The organism is Microbacterium cucumeris, assembly GCF_058349845.2.
The window spans coordinates 195187-211713 of the sequence record NZ_JBYRIZ020000003.1; the positions used below are offsets into that span (position 1 = coordinate 195187).

Below are 16527 nucleotides of genomic sequence, written 5' to 3' on the forward strand. Positions count from 1 at the left end.
GGCGGGCCGGAACTCGTTCACCATAACCACGGGAGCATTCATCGGCATATGCCAGCACGTGCAACATAACTGTGCACGATCGGAGGGATCGGATGCCGTGGACGACGACCTAGGGTGAGGGGAGCATCAGAGAGCAGGAGCGACAATGACCGTCGTCGACATCAACATCCACCATCTCCCCGAGGATCTCTTCACGAACGAGAAGATCCTGAACGGATTCCTCGACTCCGCGCCGCGCGGATTCGGTGAGATCGCCCGGGTGATCGAGATGGACAGCGGACGGAAGCAGCTGATCCTCGAGAAGCCGGCCGGCTATCAGAACCTCAACTACGTCGAGGGCGACTACTCCGCGGAGGCGAAGCTCGCCGCGATGGACGAGGCCGGCGTCGACTACGGGATCATGCGCGTGCCGGTCTGGCAGGAATGGCTCGGGCTGGAGACCTGTAAGGCTGTCAACGACAACGCCGCCGACATCGTCTCGCGCTCGGGAGGGCGACTGTTCGCCACGGCATGCGTCCCGCCCTGGGGCGGCAAGGAGAACATCTACGAACTCGAACGCAGCGTCAAGGAACTCGGGGCCGTGGGCGTGCAGCTCGCGTGTCACTACGGTCAGCTCTATCTGGACGACGAGGTGTTCGAACCCTATCTGCGGGTCATCGAGAAGCTCGACATCCCCGTCATCGTGCACCACACGCCACTGCCGGTCGAGTACCGCTCGGTGATCGACTACACGAATCTGCGACGCGAGTACGGCCGCATCATCGATCAGGGCGTCGCCGTGGGCCGCGAACTGTTCAGCGGGATGTTCGACCGGATGCCGGGGCTGCGCTTCATCCACACGATGTTCGGCGGGAACTGGTTCGCGAACACCGCGTTGCTGACTCCGCACGCATCGAACAAGCCGGAAGCGATGCAGCGGCTCGACCCGACCGGAGGCGAGAAGATCAAGCAGTACCTCGACGAGAACATCTTCTTCGACATGACCCACCCGCATTCCTGGGGCAAGGATCAGGTCGAGGCGGCACTGAAGATCAACGGAGCCGATCACTACCTGTTCGGTTCGTCTTTCCCGGTGTTCTACAGCTGGATGGGCCAGGGAGTCGAGTTCGTGAAGAACGAGCTGGAGATCAGCGATCAGGACCGTGAGCTCGTGCTCTCTGGCAACGCGAAGCGTCTGTTCAACCTGCCGATCTGACATGTCCGCACCTTCGGGCGCACAGCGCAACGACATCGACGGGTTCTTCTCGAGCGACCGGGTCGCGGGGCGCGACGAGGCCGTCACCATCAGTGCGTCGTCCTTTCAGGAGTACCTGATCCCTCTGGATGACCCGATGCTCGCCGACGTGCGCGGGATGGACTATGAGGCCTTCACCGCCGATCGCCACAAGGCTCCGTTCCTGCGCGACCTGCTCGCGTTCTGGAAGGGTCTGTACGACGAGCCGTTCACCGGTGTGACCTCGGACGGCACGGTCCAGCACGTCTGGTCGGCCGATGCCGGAGCGCCTGCCGGCACGGCCGCGGCGAGCGCGGCGTCCGCCCTTCTCGATGAGCTGTCCCCCGCGCAACGCGCCGCCGTGTCGTATCCGATCGACGCGCCCGAATGGCGCAGTTGGAGCAATCCGGAGTTCGTCTTCTTCCGCACCGGGTTGCGCCTGGAGGATCAGACGGATGCCGAGGTGCGCGCCGTGCTCCGGGTGATCGAGGCCTCGCTGAGCCCGTCGGGTTATCAGCGAGTCCGTGAGGCGATGGGGTTGAACGCGTACCTCGGGGAGCTCGTCGACCTGCCGCTGATCATGAACGAACGCAGTTACTGGTTCGCTCTCTACGGCTCGCCGGCATCGGGACCCTGGGGGTGGCAGTTGTTCGGTCATCACGTCGCCGTGCACTCCGTCTTCGCCGGATCCCGCCAGGTGATCGCCCCGGTGTTCCTGGGCGCGGAACCGGCACTCAGCGATGATCGTCCGCCGCTGTTCGCCGCACGCGAGGCACTCGCGTTGCAGCTGGCGTCGTCGCTGGATCCGATGCAGCGCGGTTCGGCAGTCGTGTACTCCTCCGTTCTCGACCCAGCGATGCCGGACGGTCGGCTGCATCCAGCCGATGAGCGCCACGTCGCGGGTGCGTTCCAGGACAACCGCGTCGTCCCCTACGAAGGGCTCGCCGCTTCCTCGCTCACGGATGAACAGTGGGCGATACTGCGCTCGATCATCGCCGACTTCCACGCGCTTCTGCCGGCGGATCAGCTATCCGCCACAATGGCCGGCGTCGACGCGCATCGCTCCGAGACCTGGTTCAGCTGGTACGGCGCGACCGACGGCACGCAGCCGTTCTACTTCCGTGTCCAGAGCCCGGTGATCCTGGCCGAGCTCGACCACCACGCCGGGGTCTGGCTGAACAACCGTCTGCCGGCGCGGTTCCATGTCCACACGACCCTGCGCCTGCCCAACGGCAACGACTACGGCAAGGCCTTGATCGCGGAGCTCTAGGAGGACTTCATGCTCCCCACAACGAATGACACGCCACCGTTCATCCTGACCCGCGCCAGCCATGTTCGGCTCGGCGTCACCGATCTCGCTCGCAGCCGCGACTTCTATCGCGATGTGATCGGCCTCGTCGTGACCGAGGAGACCGACGACGCCGTCTCGCTTCGAGGGCTGGAGGAGGCGGCTCATCACAGTCTCGTACTCGAGCGGTCAGATACGGTCCGAGCGCTTCAGGTCGGTCTTCGCGTCCGTTCGGACCACGACGTTCTCGCCGCCGAGCGTCACTTCGCTGCGAACGGAGTCGAACACGAGCGCGTCGAGGTTCCGCACCAGGGCCCGACCCTCCGCTTCCGCGACGCGGTCGGCACGCACATCGAGCTGACGAGTTCCATGGATGTCGTCGAGCGGAAGATGCAGCGTTTCGACGAATTCCGCGCCGGCGCCCCCCAGCGCCTGGATCATTTCCAGGTGGTCACTTACGACGTCCAGACCGCCACCGATTTCTGGGCCGGACTGGGCATGCGCATGGCGGAGTACACCGCCGCGGACGGCACCGACGAACTGTGGGGCACCTGGCTCGAGGTGAAGGGGAACACCCACGATCTCGTGTTCACGAACGGCCGCGGGCCGCGACTGCACCACTTCGCGTACACCGTTCCCGACGCGACCGCGCTCCTCCATGCCGCCGATGTGTGCGGCGCAACCGGGTTCGGCCGGGAGATCGACCGGGGTCCTGGACGGCACGGCTTGAGCAACGCTCTCTTCCTGTATGTGCGCGACCCCGATCAGCACCGCATCGAGCTGTTCACGACGCACTACCAGTACATCGATCTGGAGACTCCGCCGATCCGCTGGGACGTGAGCGATCCGCAACGCGCGCAACTGTGGGGCATGCCCGCGTCAAGGCGCTGGTTCTTCGAAGCGAGCGAGTTCCCCGGTGAGAGTGTCCGCGAACCGCTGCTCCAGGCCAATCCCGAGACACTCGAGGAGTACCTCGCCCTGCACTGACATCGTCCACCGCAGGGCGATCCGTCGGAGCCCTCGGGATGAAAGGATCGAGGGATGAGCGCCCTCGATCCCGCCACCGTCACCGGCGTCGACCCGGACGCCGTCTACGCGGCGTTCGTCGAATGGGCGGAGTCCACCGGCATCCGCCTGTACCCGACCCAGGACGAGGCCCTCATCGAGATCGTGTCGGGGAACAACCTGATCCTGTCGACGCCGACGGGAACCGGGAAGTCGCTCGTCGCGATCGGCGCGCATTTCGCGGCTCTCGTCGCCGGCCGCCGCTCGTACTACACGGCCCCGATCAAGGCGCTCGTCAGCGAGAAGTTCTTCTCACTCGTCGACGTCTTCGGGCCCGACAACGTCGGCATGGTGACGGGAGACTCGGCCGTCAACTCCGACGCCCCGATCATCTGCTGCACGGCCGAGATCCTCGCGAACCTCGCACTCCGGCAGGGCCCGGATGCCGAGGTCGGCCAGGTCGTCATGGACGAGTTCCACTTCTACGGCGATCCGGACCGCGGCTGGGCATGGCAGGTGCCGCTTCTCGAACTGCCGCAGGCGCAGTTCGTCCTGATGTCGGCGACGCTCGGCGACGTGACCGAGCTCGCCCAGGATCTCACCCGCCGCACATCCCGCGAGACGGCGACGGTCACGGGCGTCGAGCGCCCCGTGCCGCTGCACCACTACTACGAGACGACGCCGATCCACGAGACGATCGAGGAGCTGCTGTCCACCGGCCAGGCGCCGATCTACATCGTGCACTTCTCCCAGGCCGCCGCCATGGAGCGGGCGCAGGCGTTGTCGAGCACCAGGATCGCCACCCGTGAGCAGCGCGACGAGATCGCCGAGCTGATCAAGGACTTCCGCTTCACCACCTCGTTCGGCAAGACGCTCTCGCGATTCCTGCGGGCGGGCATCGGCGTGCACCACGCCGGCATGCTGCCGAAGTACCGACGCCTGGTCGAGCAGCTCGCGCAGCGCGGGCTGCTGCGGGTCATCTGCGGCACCGACACGCTCGGCGTCGGAATCAACGTCCCGATCCGCACCGTGCTGCTCACGGCGCTGACGAAGTTCGACGGCACCCGGATGCGGCAGTTGAACGCCCGCGAGTTCCACCAGATCGCCGGTCGCGCGGGCCGCGCCGGGTTCGACACCGCCGGAACGGTCGTCGCGCAGGCGCCGGATCACGAGTCCGAGAACCTCGCCGCCATCCGCAAGGCGGGCGACGACCCGAAGAAGAAGCGCAAGATCATCCGCAAGAAGGCGCCGGACGGCTTCGTGTCCTGGGGCGAGCCGTCGTTCCAGAAGCTGGTGGCCGCCGAGCCCGAGACGCTCACCTCGCACATGCAGATCACGAGCGCCATGATGCTCAACGTGATCGGCCGCGGCGGCGACGTGTTCGCGAACATCCGCTCGCTGATCTTCGACAACCACGAGCCGCGCACCCGGCAACGGGTGCTGGCCGTCCGCGCACTCGGGATCTACCGCACCCTGCGCGAGTCCGGCGTCGTCGAGGACGGACCCGACGGCATCCGTCTCACGGTCGACCTGCAGCCGAACTTCGCGCTCAACCAGCCTCTCTCCCCGTTCGCCCTCGCCGCATTCGAACTGCTGGATCCCGATTCCGCGACCTTCGCGCTCGACATGATCTCGATCGTCGAGGCGACGCTGGACGACCCTCGTGCGATCCTCGGCCAGCAGGAGTTCCTGGCCCGCGGTGAGGCCGTCGCCGCCATGAAGGCCGAGGGGATCGATTACGACGAGCGCATGGAGCTGCTCGAGCAGATCACCTACCCGAAGCCTCTCGAGGAGCTTCTGGATGCCGCGTTCGAGACGTTCAGCGCGGCGCAGCCCTGGATCCGCGACTTCGAGCTGCGGCCGAAATCGGTCGTCCGCGACATGTACGAACGCGCCATGTCGTTCGGGGAATATGTCGCGCAGTACAAGATCGCCCGCTCCGAGGGCGTCGTGCTGCGCTATCTCTCGGATGCGTATCGCGCCGCCTCCCAGACGATCCCCGAGGAACTGAAGAACGAGGACCTGCGTGATCTCATCGAATGGCTCGGCGAGCTCGTGCGCCAGGTCGACTCCAGCCTGCTGGACGAATGGGAGGAGCTGCGCGCCGGCACCGACAACGGCATCGTCGACCCCCATCGCCCGGATGAGGAGCCGATCGTGCCGCCGGCGCCCAAGCGGCTCACGTCGAACGTGCGCGCGTTCCGCATCCTCGTGCGCAACGAGCTGTTCCGCCGCGTGCAGCTCGCCGCCCGCGAGGACGTCGACGCGCTGGCGGAGCTCGATCCCGACTTCGGGGCGGATGCCTGGGATGCCGCCCTGGACGGCTACTTCGCCGACCACGACGAGATCCTCACCGGCGCGGACGCCCGCAGCTCAAAACTGCTGCTCATCACGGAGGGCCGGGATGCCTGGACCGTCCGTCAGATCCTCGACGACCCGGCCGGCGATCACGACTGGGGCATCTCGGCGACCATCGACCTCGCGGCGTCGGACGAGGCCGGCGAGGCCGTGGTCCGGGTGACGGCCGTCGATCGGCTGTAGGGCGGGCGTTCCGCCGCCGGGTGCACCCGTCAGCCCGCGACGCCCGCCGAACTCCGCGGACTCGCAACCGGAACCCGTGCGCCCGCCACCAACCGAGCAACCAGCTCCTCGTAGTCGACCCCGGCCGCGGCGAACATCCGCGGCACCTGCGAGGCGGCCGTCATCCCCGGCATCGTGTTCACCTCGTTCAGCACCGGGCCCTCAGGTGTGAGGAAGAAGTCGATCCGCGCGACCCCCGAGCACCCCAGCGCGTCGAACATCGTCAGTGCCGCCCGTCTCAGAGCGGCATGCTCCGCGGCATCCAGAACCGCCGGGACCGTGAACCGCGCGGACCCGTCGTACTTGGTCTCGGTGTCGAACAGCCCGTCGGTGCTGATCTCCAGCGGCGGAGCCGCCCACCTCGTGCCGTCGGCCTCGCGCAGCACGGCCACGTCGATCTCGCGCCCCCGCACGACCTCCTCGACGAGGATGCGCCCGTCGTGCTGCGCCGCGGCGTCCAGCGCTCGGCGCAGCTGCCCGGCCTCTTCCACGAGCGAGACCCCGAAGCTCGACCCCGCCGTTACCGGCTTCACGACGACCGGCTCCTCGAACTCGACGTCGCCGATGTCGGATGCCGCGACCAGCCGCCCCCGCGCGGTGCGGATCCCCACCGCCTCGGCGACGAGCTTGGTCGCCCACTTGTCCATGCCGATCGCCCCGGCCCCCAGCCCGGATCCGGCCACGCGCGCCCCCGCCAGCGCGCAGAGCGCGGCGAGCGCCCCGTCCTCGCCCAGGACGCCGTGCACGACGGGGAGAACCACGTCCGCCCGGCCGAGCAGGACGACGGCTGCGGCCAGCGAGTCCGCCAGCCCGAGCCCCAGCGGACCCGACTCCGAGGACCACACTCCGTCCCGGCCGATCGTGAGCGCGTCCACGAGGGCCCCCCGGCCCCGCAGCGCGTTCACGACCGCGGCGGCCGACGCGAGGGACACGTCGTGCTCCGCGTTCTGTCCTCCGCCGATGACGACGACGTGGTTCATTCGATGCTCCTTCCGATACGCGCCCCGATGCCGGTGACGATGGTGTGCGGAATGGTCGCGGCCCAGCGCGCCCAGTCCTGGATGGTCGGCGCCGCTCCGCCGGCGGGTGCGAAGACGGTCGCGATCGCTCCACGTTCGACGAGGACGTCGCCGGTGTCGACGACGATCTGATCCATGGACACCCGCCCGACGATGGGATGCCGCGCACCCGCGATCTCGACGCCGCCGCCGACCTGCTCGCGCGGTATGCCGTCGGCGTAGCCGACCCCCACGACGCACAGGTGGGTGTCGGATGCCGTGACATGATCGGCGCCGTACCCGACGGCGGTACCCGCCGCCACGCGCGCGGCGTGCACGACCGGGGCCGTGAGCCGCCCCGCGCCGACGAGAGGCACCGTGTCCGAGGGATCGATGCCGACCAGTCCCGCCCCGACGCGCACGAGGTCGAAGTGCGTCGCGGGGTCGGTCAGGGCGCCGGCGGTCGCCGCGAGGTGCACGCGGACGGGACCGAGCCCGGCGCGCAGGACCGCGTCCCGAGCCTGGCGCATCCGCAGCACCGCCGGAGTGTTGGCAGCCGGATCCGCACGGTCGGCCAGAGGCAGGTGCCCCATCACGCCGACGACGTCTATGAGGCCGCGGTCGCGTCCGTCGCGGGCGACGCGCAGCAGCTCGTGCCACTCGCCGATCGGCGTGCCACCGCGGGCCATCCCGGTGTCGAACTGCAGGTGGACGCGCAGCGGGGCCACGGCATCATCGAGCAGATCGCGCAGCTCGTCGACCGAGCCCACCGCGACGTCCACGCTGCGCGCGGCGACCAGCGCGGCATCCACGCCTGCGGGGTTCAGCCAGGACAGGATCGGCTGCTCGAGGCCCGCCTCCCGCAGCGCGACCGCCTCTGTGACGTCGGTGACTCCGAGCCACGTGGCCCCCGCCGCGACGGCGGCCCGCGCGACCGTGACGGCGCCGTGCCCGTATCCGTCCGCCTTGACGACCGCCATGATCTCGCTCGACGTCGCGGCGCGCACACGCGCGACGTTCGCCGCGATCGCCGACCGGTCGGTGCGCAGCGTCGGTCGGGGCATCCGGCCGAGGCCCGAACCTGCCGGCGCTGGCGGCTCGGCGGAGTTCGCGTGCGCCGGAGCATCTGCATGGCTCGGGGACGGATGCATGATCGCATCCCGTCGTCCCGTCGTGCATCCGTCCCCTGACCGTTCATCTGTCCCGGGCGCGATGAGGCTCACGACTGCATCCGCGGGTCGTCGGTGGGGTCCGCGTACATCTGCGGACAGCCGTGGGCTTCGGCATCCGGCCGCAGTTCGTAGTGCCAGCGCTCGTTGGCGTAGATCTGACACAGGCCGTAGTCGTCACCGTGCTGGACGAGCCAGTCCAGGGCGTCGTCCCCGCCGAGGTCGACGGCGTCTCCCGTGACGTGAGCGGAGGTCTGCGGCGTCGCCACCCAGCGGGCCGCCTCCTCGGACGAGCCGTACTCGGCGACCGCGTTGTCGAGGAGCCACTGCTGGTATTCCGGAGTCCGCCAGCCGCTGTTTACCCGCAGCTCGATGCCCTCGTCCGCAGCATCCGACGCCGCCGACCGCAGCGCCTCGAGGAGCGCGGGATCGAGGTTCGCAACGGCCGGGCTCTCGTCGTCGAAAACGCTGGGATGCGCGTCGCCCAGACGGCCGTCCGCGGCCGTCGGCTCACCGGTCGAACCGGGCTGCGACGCGGTGTCCGTCTCGGCCCCGGCGAGAGGCGGAAGGGTCGTGGTTCCGTTCGCGGCCGACAGCGCCTGGAAGACGAACACGAGGGCCGCCGCGGCGATCACCACCGTGAGGGCGAGCAGTGCACGACCGCGCCGGGCGGCGCGTGAAAGGGCAGGACGAGCATTCATGGGAACCAGTCCACGCGGTGCCCTGTTGCGAGAGCGTATGCGATTTCTCATATGCTCCCGATATGCGCGCCTGCGTAGGATGCCTGACATGCGCGTGCTGATCGTCGAGGACGAGCCCTATCTCGCGGAGGCTGTCCGTGACGGCCTCCGGCTCGAGGCGATCGCCGCCGACATCGCGGGCGACGGCGACACCGCCCTCGAGCTCCTCACGGTGAACTCCTACGACATCGCGGTGCTCGACCGGGACATCCCCGGGCCCTCCGGAGACGACATCGCCCGTTGGATCGTCGCCTCCGGCAGCGGCATCCCGATCCTCATGCTCACCGCGGCCGACCGACTCGACGACAAGGAGACCGGGTTCGAGCTCGGCGCCGACGACTACCTGACGAAGCCGTTCGAGCTGCGCGAACTGATCCTGCGCCTGCGCGCGCTCGACCGGCGCCGCGCACATGTCCGCCCTCCCGTGCTCGAGATCGCGGGACTGCGGCTGGACCCGTTCCGCCGCGAGGTGTTCCGAGACGGACGCTATGTGTCCCTGACCCGCAAGCAGTTCGCCGTGCTGGAGGTGCTCGTCGGTGCCGCGGGCGGCGTCGTCAGCGCCGAAGAGCTGCTCGAGCGCGCGTGGGACGAGAACGCCGATCCCTTCACGAACGCGGTGCGCATCACGGTCTCCTCGTTGCGCAAGCGCCTCGGCGAGCCGCAGCTGATCCTCACGGTTCCGGGGGTCGGCTACCGGGTCGGAACGGATGCCGATGCCTAGGCGCCGCGGCATGAGCGCGCGCCTCAAGCTCACCCTGAGCTATGCCGCGCTCGTGGTGGCATCCGGGGTCCTCCTGCTCGCGGCGGTCGCTGTATTCCTTCTGCGGTATGTTCCCGACGGCGGGATCATCGCGGACCGCTTCGTGCCGAACCAGAGCGACCTGATCCGTGCCTTCGTCCCGGCTGCGGTGCTCGTCATGATCGTGCTGCTGGCCATCGGGATCGGCGGCGGATGGTGGCTCGCCGGGCGCATGCTCGCCCCGCTCGACCGCATCGGACGCGTCGCGCAGGATGTCGCGCACGGTTCGCTGTCCCAGCGCGTCGCGATGGAGGGTCGAGGGGACGAATTCCGCGACCTCGCCGACGTGTTCGACTCCATGCTCGACCGTCTCGAAGCGCATGTGGCCGAACAGCAGCGCTTCGCCGCCAACGCGTCGCACGAGCTGCGCACGCCGCTGGCGATCTCGCGCACGATGCTCGAGGTGGCGCGCACGGATCCCGATCGGGACGTTGATGCGCTGATCGACCGGCTGCAGGACGTCAACACGCGCGCGATCGAACTCACCGAGGCTCTGCTGCTGCTCAGCAGAGCGGAGCGGCGCGCCTTCACGCGCGAGCGGGTGGACATGTCACTGCTCGCCGAGGAGGCCGTCGAGACCCTCGCCCCGCTGGCGGATCGGCGAAGCATCGCGGTCGACGTCGGCGGGGATGCCGGGATCGTGTCCGGATCGGGGCCGCTGCTGCAGCAGCTCGTGACGAACCTCGTGCACAACGCGATTGTGCACAATCTCCAGGCGGGGCTCGTGTTCGTGCGGACCCACGTGTACCCGGGCTCGGTGGCACTGGTGGTCGAGAACAGCGGGCCGGAGCTGCCCGAGCCGCTGATCGCGACGCTCGCCGAGCCGTTCCAGCGGGGTGCGGAGCGCACGCGCAGTGAGGATCACGTCGGCGTCGGACTCGGTCTCGCCATCGCCCGGCGGATCGTCGAGGCGCATGACGGCTCGCTCGTCCTGTCGCCGCGCCACGGCGGAGGGCTCGTCGTCACGGTGTGGATGCCGCGCATCGCAGGCTGACGTCGCCACGAGCATCCGCCGAGGGTGGTGCGGATGTCGGGAGATCCCCCGGACGTCGGGCGACGCGCGGGCGAGTCACCGGGCACCCGGGAAACCTCCCGACATCCGCACCCGGCGGATCAGGCCGCGGTGCCGCGCTTCGCCGCGATCTCCCGGCCGTAGGTGCGAGCGGTCTGCTCCGCAGCATCCTTCAGCTCCTGAGCCGCATCCGCGAACGCGTCCATGGCGGGGTTCACGCCGACGAGGGTGAACGGCCGCTGCACGACGCGCAGGTCCAGGCCCCAGACGTCCTCGAGCACGCGGCGCAACCAGCCGGTGGAGTGGTCCCAGCCCTCCTTGGGCGTGCCGGGGCCGTAGTTCCCGCCGAGCACCGTGACGAGCGTCGCGGGCTTGCCGTTCAGAGCCGTGCCCGTCGGGTCGATGCGCGGGTCGGTGTAGGCGAGGTCGAACCAAGTCTTGAAGTGCTGCGAGACGCCGTAGTTGTAGAGCGGAACGGCGAACAGGAGCGCGTCCGCTCCGATGAGCTCGTCGGCGAAGGTCGTCGCCAGCTCCCGGGCCGCGGTCTGGGCCGAAGTGCGCTGCGCCTCGTCGACGAAACCACCGGTCACGGCGTCGGCCCAGGCGGTCGCCGGCACCGGGTCGAGGGCGAGGTCACGGCGCGTGACCGTCGAATCCGGATGCGCGGACGTCCACTCCGCCTCGACGAGGTCGGCGAGCGAGCGGCTGGCGGAGGTCGCGGGCAGGATGCTGGCGTCCAGGCGGAACAGGGACATGAATGACCTTTCTCTTTTCGTAGTCGCTCTGTTTTTCTTAGCGACTCCGGTCAGCGTAGCACGCTAGACTGAGGGCATGGCCGAGACCGACGAGGGCGTTCAGATCTGCGACGCCGCGGTGACACTGGCCTTCAGCGTGCTCGGGAAGCGCTGGAACGGCATGATCGTCGCGACCCTGGGCACCGAGGCCGCCTCGTTCGCGGCGCTGCGGCGTTCGGTGTCCGGCATCAGCGACACGGTCCTGTCGGACCGTCTGACCGAGCTCGCCCAGGCCGGGCTCGTGGCGCGCACCGTCGAGACGGGTCCTCCGGTGTCGGTCTCCTACGAGCTCACCGAGAGCGGACGCGGGCTGCTTCCCATCCTCGACCAGCTCGGCCGGTGGGCATCCGCGAACCTCGGCGCCGCCGCGCACTGACGACGATCCGGCCGTCTGGCGCCGCTCGACGACTCCGCATCGGGGGCCGGCACGCCACCCGTCGGACCGTTCGTGCGAAAGCGTCCGACGTCTGGCGTGTCGGCCCCCGGAGTGATCCGCTCCGCCTCTGACACGAACGCTCGCCGCGCACTCACCAGGGGTTGGGCTTGTAGTCCTTGAGGAACACGCCGTACAGGTCGGTACCGGCCTCACCCTGCACGATGGGGTCGTACACGCGCGCGGCTCCGTCGACGAGGTCGAGCGGCGCGTGGAATCCCTCCTCGGCGAGCCGGACCTTCGTGTAGTGCGGCCGCTCGTCCGTGATCCAGCCGGTGTCGACGGCGGTCATCAGGATGCGGTCGGTCTCGAACATCTCCCCCGCGCTCGTGCGCGTGAGCATGTTCAGCGCCGCCTTCGCCATGTTCGTGTGAGGATGCCCCGGCCCCTTGTACCGGCGGGAGAACTGACCCTCCATGGCCGACACGTTCACGACGTACTTCCTGTCGAAGGAGGATGCCGCCATCGAGGCGCGCAGCCGCGAGATGAGCAGGAACGGAGCCGTCGTGTTGGCGAGTTGCACCTCGAGCATCTCGAGCGGATCCACCTGCTCGACCGACTGCACCCAGCTGTTGACACGATTGACATCGGGGACGAGCCCGCCGGCGTCGATCGCCGTGCCGTCCGCGTGCTTCTCGAGCGACGACGAACCCGGCGCCATCGCGAGCTTCGCGAGCTCCTCGGCGGTCAGCGCCTGGCCACCCTGCTCGGCGACCGTGCCGGCAAGCGCCGCCACCGACAGCAGCGGGTGCGAGTCCACCGAGGCCTGCAGCGCCTGCGGGTGCGGATCGGCCGTGTGCCCGAAGGTCTCCATCTCGGGCAGAGGTCCGTCCGGCAGCGGCTGCAGCTCGGCATCCGCCAGCAGGGAGTACGCGCCGGGAGAGCGCCGCACCGTCTGCGCGGCGTTGTTGATGAGGATGTCGAGCGGACCCTGAGCCGCGACCGAGTCGGCGAGGCCGATCACCTGGGCCGGGTCCCGCAGATCGATCCCGACGATGCGGAGGCGGTGCAGCCAGTCCGCGGAATCGGGGAGCGACGTGAACCGGCGCACCGCGTCGCGCGGGAAGCGCGTCGTGATCGTCAGGTGCGCTCCGTCGCGCAGCAGGCGCAGTGCGATGTACATGCCGATCTTGGCGCGTCCGCCGGTGAGCAGCGCCCGACGGCCGGTGAGGTCTGTCCGCGCGTCCCGCTTGGCGTGGCTGAAGCGCGCGCACTCGGGGCACAGCTGGTGGTAGAAGGCGTCGACGACGGTGTACGGCTGCTTGCAGATGTAGCAGTTGCGGGGCTTGAGCAGCGTCCCGGCCGACGGAGCGTCGGTCGATGCCGCGAGGGGAATGCCTCGCGTCTCGTCGTCGATGCGGTCGGGCGCTCCGGTCGCGGTGTTCGCGACGACGGCCTTGTCCGCCTCGGCGATCGCGTCGCGGATCTCCTTGCGGCGCACGCGCTTGGCGGCCTTGAACATGGCTGCCGTGGCCCGCCGCACGGCGATGAAGTCGGGATGATCCTGATCGATCTCGTGCAGCGTGGCCAGCACGCGCAGCGTCGTCTCCAGATCCGCGGGGTCGATGCCGGAGTCCAGCAGGGGATCGGGAGCATCGGTCATTGCGCCGATTCTACGCGAGCGACCTGTGCATCCCAGCCGTGCCGGCCCCGGGCGCCCCGCCTCCGCGCCCTCCCGATCGGGAACCGGGAACCCCGGGGAGAGCGGCACGGACACGAGCGGATGTCCCCGGTGCGGCGTACCGTCGTGCTCATGAGCACCGGATCGCACGGCATCGTCCCCGCCTACCTGCTGGCCCGCCTCGCCGAGTCCGGCCGGTTCCCCCGCGCCGCCGACGCCGCGCGCCAGACCCTGCTCGCCGGGCGGCCGCCGTTCCGCGGCCGCATCACGCTGTCGATAGACGCCGACGGCTCCCTGGTGGCCGAGCTCACGGATGCTCCGAACCGCACGATCAGTGACGCCCAGAACACCGAGACCCTCCCCGGCGTCGTCGTCCGCGCCGAGGACGACGGCCCGGTCGACGATGCCGCGGTCAACGAGGCCTTCGACGGGCTCGGCGCCACTTTCGAGCTCCTGCTGGCGGCGTTCGCCCGCAACTCCCTGGACGACGCGGGCGCTCCGCTCGACGCCACCGTGCACTACGGCGTCGACTACGACAACGCCTTCTGGGACGGAGAGCGCATGGTGTTCGGCGACGGCGACGGCGAGGTGTTCCGGGGGTTCACCGGCGCGCTCTCCGTGATCGGCCACGAGCTCGCGCACGGCGTGATCCAGCACACCGCGGGGCTCGTCTACCAGGGGCAGTCCGGCGCCCTGAACGAATCGATCGCGGACGTCTTCGGCGCCCTGACCGAACAGCACGCCGCCGGGCAGACCGCGGAGGCCGCCAGCTGGTTGATCGGCGAGGGCATCTTCACCGATGAGGTGCAGGGCAGGGCGCTGAGGTCGATGATCGAGCCCGGAACCGCCTATGACGACGATGAACTCGGCAAGGACCCGCAGCCCGCGCACATGCGCGACTTCGTCACCACGACCGAGGACAACGGCGGGGTCCACGTCAACTCCGGCATCCCGAACCGCGCATTCGCCCTCGCCGCGCAGAGACTGGGCGGCCACGCATGGGAGCGGGCGGGGCAGGTCTGGTACCGCGCGCTGACCGGCGACCTGTCCTCGACGGCGGACTTCCGCATGTTCGCAGATGCCACTGCGGATGCCGCAGCCCACCTGTACGGTGAGGAATCGGAGGTGGCCTCGGCCGTCCGCACCGCGTGGACGACCGTCGGCGTCTATGCAGATGAGCGATCCGCACCCCGATGAGGTCGTGACGATCGTCGTCGTGCGCACCGGCGGTCTCGCAGGGCTGCGGCGACGATGGCATGTCGAGGCCGGCGCGGACGACGCCGACCGCTGGATCCTGCTCGTCCGGCAGTGCCCGTGGGATGCTCCGGAGCAGCTCGACCCCGGTCCCGAGCGGCCCGGCGACGGCGCTCCGCCCGAGGCGGATCCGCACCGCACGCCGGACGAGGAGGATGCCGATCGCTCCCGCCCGGCATCCGAGAGGGCGGCCGGCACGCGAGCGGCGGTTCCCGCAGATGGTGAGTCCGCGACCGCCGGCGCCGCGGATCGGTTCGTCTGGAGCATCCGCGCCCGCACGCCCGAGTTGCGCGTCGAGCAGGAGGTGCCGGAGCAGGCGCTGGTCGGTCCATGGCGAGAGCTCGTGGAAGCCGTCCGCTCCGCCGCCTGACGGCCCGCCGCGTCGGACCCCGAACCCCCCCTTGCGACGGATGCGCCGTCGGCGCAGGGTGGAACCAGAGTCCGACGAGGGAGTGGGAGCACCGACATGCCGCAGAAGATCGTCCCCAACATCTGGTTCGACCGCAACGCCGATGAGGCCGGCGGCTTCTACAGCGAGGTCTTCCGAAACGCCAGCGCGTCGGTGGGCGCGCGCTATCCCGACGACGTCCCGGACTGGCAGTCGTCCTTCGCGGGTCAGACGCTGACCGTCGACCTGCACATCGACGGCTACCGGCTGGTCCTGATCAACGCGGGCGACGAGTTCCGACCGAACCCCTCGATCTCGTTCATGCTGAACTTCGATCCGCTCGCCTTCGGCGGAGACGCTGAAGCCGCGCGACAGGCGCTCGATGAGACCTGGGCGGGCCTGTCCAGCGGCGGTCGCGTCCTGATGGAGCTGGGCGAGTATCCGTTCAGCCGCCGCTATGGCTGGGTCGAGGATCGCTTCGGCGTCAGCTGGCAACTGCTGCTCACCGATCCGGAAGGGGACCCGCGCCCCTTCATCATCCCGCAGCTGATGTTCTCCGGCCCGGTCCAGGGCAAAGCGCAGGAGGCGGCGGAGTTCTACACGTCGCTGCTCGAGGACTCCCGCGTCGGGTTCATCGCCGAATATCCCGAGCAGACTGGTCCGGCCGCGGCCGGAGACGTCATGTTCGGCGAGTTCCGCCTGGCCGGACAGTGGTTCTCGATGATGGATTCCGCCGTCGAGCAGGACTTCACCTTCACATGCGGCGTGTCCCTCGAGGTGCGCTGCCGCGATCAGGAGGAGATCGATCGGCTATGGGAGCGGCTCAGCGCCGTCCCGGAGGCCGAGCAGTGCGGCTGGCTCGCCGACCGGTACGGCGTGAGCTGGCAGATCGTCCCCGAGAAGATGGGCGAGCTCATGTCGCGCCCCGGAGCGTACGAGACGATGATGGGACAGAAGAAGATCGTCATCGCCGACTACTGAACGGACGACGGATGGGAATGTTCACGCAGCGCCCCGAGGAGAAGAGCGCCTGGGCGGCGCTGCCCGGGGAACCGCTTGAGACGGATGCCGCGGACTCGCTGCCCGCACCCGTCGTCGACCCCTCGACCCTCGGACTCGGCGGGACCGTCGAGTCGATCGTGTTCCCCGTTCCGCCACCCGCGCCCACGGCGGCCGAGCACGGCGACGCCGCTCCGCCGGAACCGTGAGCATCCGCATGTGTACAATCGTACG

16 protein-coding genes are annotated in these 16527 nt (G+C 69.3%); 11 read left to right on the plus strand and 5 right to left on the minus strand.

What is annotated here, in order from left to right:
* Positions 1–145 precede the first annotated feature (145 nt).
* From AC3RXZ_RS10020 to AC3RXZ_RS10035, 4 genes are read left to right on the plus strand one after another with little or no spacing between them, the layout of a single operon-like run.
* Positions 146–1195 carry an amidohydrolase family protein gene (locus AC3RXZ_RS10020; protein ID WP_491493917.1) on the plus strand — a complete coding sequence of 350 codons (1050 nt, stop codon included), beginning with the start codon at positions 146–148 and terminating at the stop codon, positions 1193–1195.
* A gap of 1 nt (position 1196) precedes the next feature.
* Positions 1197–2483 (plus strand): DUF3500 domain-containing protein, encoded by a 1287-nt coding sequence (locus AC3RXZ_RS10025; protein WP_491493918.1) that lies wholly within the window; start codon positions 1197–1199, stop codon positions 2481–2483.
* A 9-nt stretch (positions 2484–2492) separates the two neighbouring features.
* Positions 2493–3488, plus strand: a complete 996-nt coding sequence (hpaD, locus tag AC3RXZ_RS10030; RefSeq protein WP_491493919.1) for a 3,4-dihydroxyphenylacetate 2,3-dioxygenase — start codon at positions 2493–2495, stop codon at positions 3486–3488.
* Positions 3489–3542: 54 nt separating this feature from the next.
* Positions 3543–6047 (plus strand): DEAD/DEAH box helicase, encoded by a 2505-nt coding sequence (locus tag AC3RXZ_RS10035; protein ID WP_491493920.1) that lies wholly within the window; start codon positions 3543–3545, stop codon positions 6045–6047.
* Positions 6048–6076: 29 nt separating this feature from the next.
* Here the strand turns inward: AC3RXZ_RS10035 and AC3RXZ_RS10040 are convergent, their stop codons facing one another.
* From AC3RXZ_RS10040 to AC3RXZ_RS10050, 3 genes are all read right to left on the minus strand, one after another.
* The gene (locus tag AC3RXZ_RS10040) at positions 6077–7066 is read right to left on the minus strand and encodes a D-alanine--D-alanine ligase family protein (RefSeq protein WP_491493921.1); all 990 of its coding nucleotides are present in this window, start codon (positions 7064–7066) and stop codon (positions 6077–6079) included.
* Positions 7063–8148: an alanine racemase gene (gene alr / locus AC3RXZ_RS10045; RefSeq protein WP_491493922.1), complete on the minus strand. Its 1086-nt coding sequence runs from the start codon at positions 8146–8148 to the stop codon at positions 7063–7065. Before alr ends, AC3RXZ_RS10040 begins: the two co-directional genes overlap by 4 nt.
* 155 nt (positions 8149–8303) lie before the next feature.
* A complete protein-coding gene (locus tag AC3RXZ_RS10050; protein ID WP_243228891.1) occupies positions 8304–8954 on the minus strand; it encodes a M15 family metallopeptidase in 651 nt (216 codons plus the stop codon).
* A gap of 88 nt (positions 8955–9042) precedes the next feature.
* Here AC3RXZ_RS10050 and AC3RXZ_RS10055 point away from each other — a divergent pair, with 88 nt between their 5' ends.
* Both AC3RXZ_RS10055 and AC3RXZ_RS10060 read left to right on the plus strand, forming a co-directional pair.
* On the plus strand, positions 9043–9714 hold the full coding sequence (locus AC3RXZ_RS10055; RefSeq protein ID WP_491493923.1) for a response regulator transcription factor: 672 nt from the start codon (positions 9043–9045) through the stop codon (positions 9712–9714).
* A gap of 10 nt (positions 9715–9724) precedes the next feature.
* A complete protein-coding gene (locus AC3RXZ_RS10060; RefSeq protein WP_491493924.1) occupies positions 9725–10786 on the plus strand; it encodes a sensor histidine kinase in 1062 nt (353 codons plus the stop codon).
* A gap of 119 nt (positions 10787–10905) precedes the next feature.
* Here AC3RXZ_RS10060 and AC3RXZ_RS10065 read toward each other — a convergent pair whose 3' ends face one another.
* Positions 10906–11559 carry an FMN-dependent NADH-azoreductase gene (locus AC3RXZ_RS10065; protein WP_491493925.1) on the minus strand — a complete coding sequence of 218 codons (654 nt, stop codon included), beginning with the start codon at positions 11557–11559 and terminating at the stop codon, positions 10906–10908.
* Positions 11560–11635: 76 nt separating this feature from the next.
* Between AC3RXZ_RS10065 and AC3RXZ_RS10070 the strand changes: the two genes are divergently transcribed.
* Entirely contained in the window at positions 11636–11974 is a 339-nt protein-coding gene (locus AC3RXZ_RS10070; protein ID WP_243228884.1) for a winged helix-turn-helix transcriptional regulator, read from the plus strand.
* Between the two features lie 151 nt (positions 11975–12125).
* Here the strand turns inward: AC3RXZ_RS10070 and AC3RXZ_RS10075 are convergent, their stop codons facing one another.
* The gene (locus AC3RXZ_RS10075; RefSeq protein WP_243228882.1) at positions 12126–13634 is read right to left on the minus strand and encodes an SDR family NAD(P)-dependent oxidoreductase; all 1509 of its coding nucleotides are present in this window, start codon (positions 13632–13634) and stop codon (positions 12126–12128) included.
* 150 nt (positions 13635–13784) lie between these two features.
* On the opposite strand from AC3RXZ_RS10075, the gene AC3RXZ_RS10080 reads away from it, so the two are divergent.
* The 4 genes from AC3RXZ_RS10080 (at position 13785) to AC3RXZ_RS10095 (ending at position 16502) form a co-directional block, all read left to right on the plus strand.
* Complete coding sequence (locus AC3RXZ_RS10080; RefSeq protein WP_491493926.1) at positions 13785–14849, plus strand: M4 family metallopeptidase; 1065 nt, start codon at positions 13785–13787, stop codon at positions 14847–14849.
* Entirely contained in the window at positions 14827–15276 is a 450-nt protein-coding gene (locus tag AC3RXZ_RS10085) for a hypothetical protein (protein ID WP_491493927.1), read from the plus strand. The genes AC3RXZ_RS10080 and AC3RXZ_RS10085 overlap by 23 nt, the downstream gene beginning before the upstream one ends.
* Before the next feature lie 96 nt (positions 15277–15372).
* A complete protein-coding gene (locus AC3RXZ_RS10090; RefSeq protein ID WP_491493928.1) occupies positions 15373–16275 on the plus strand; it encodes a VOC family protein in 903 nt (300 codons plus the stop codon).
* Positions 16276–16286: 11 nt separating this feature from the next.
* The gene (locus AC3RXZ_RS10095) at positions 16287–16502 is read left to right on the plus strand and encodes a hypothetical protein (RefSeq protein WP_491493929.1); all 216 of its coding nucleotides are present in this window, start codon (positions 16287–16289) and stop codon (positions 16500–16502) included.
* Positions 16503–16527: the final 25 nt, after the last annotated feature.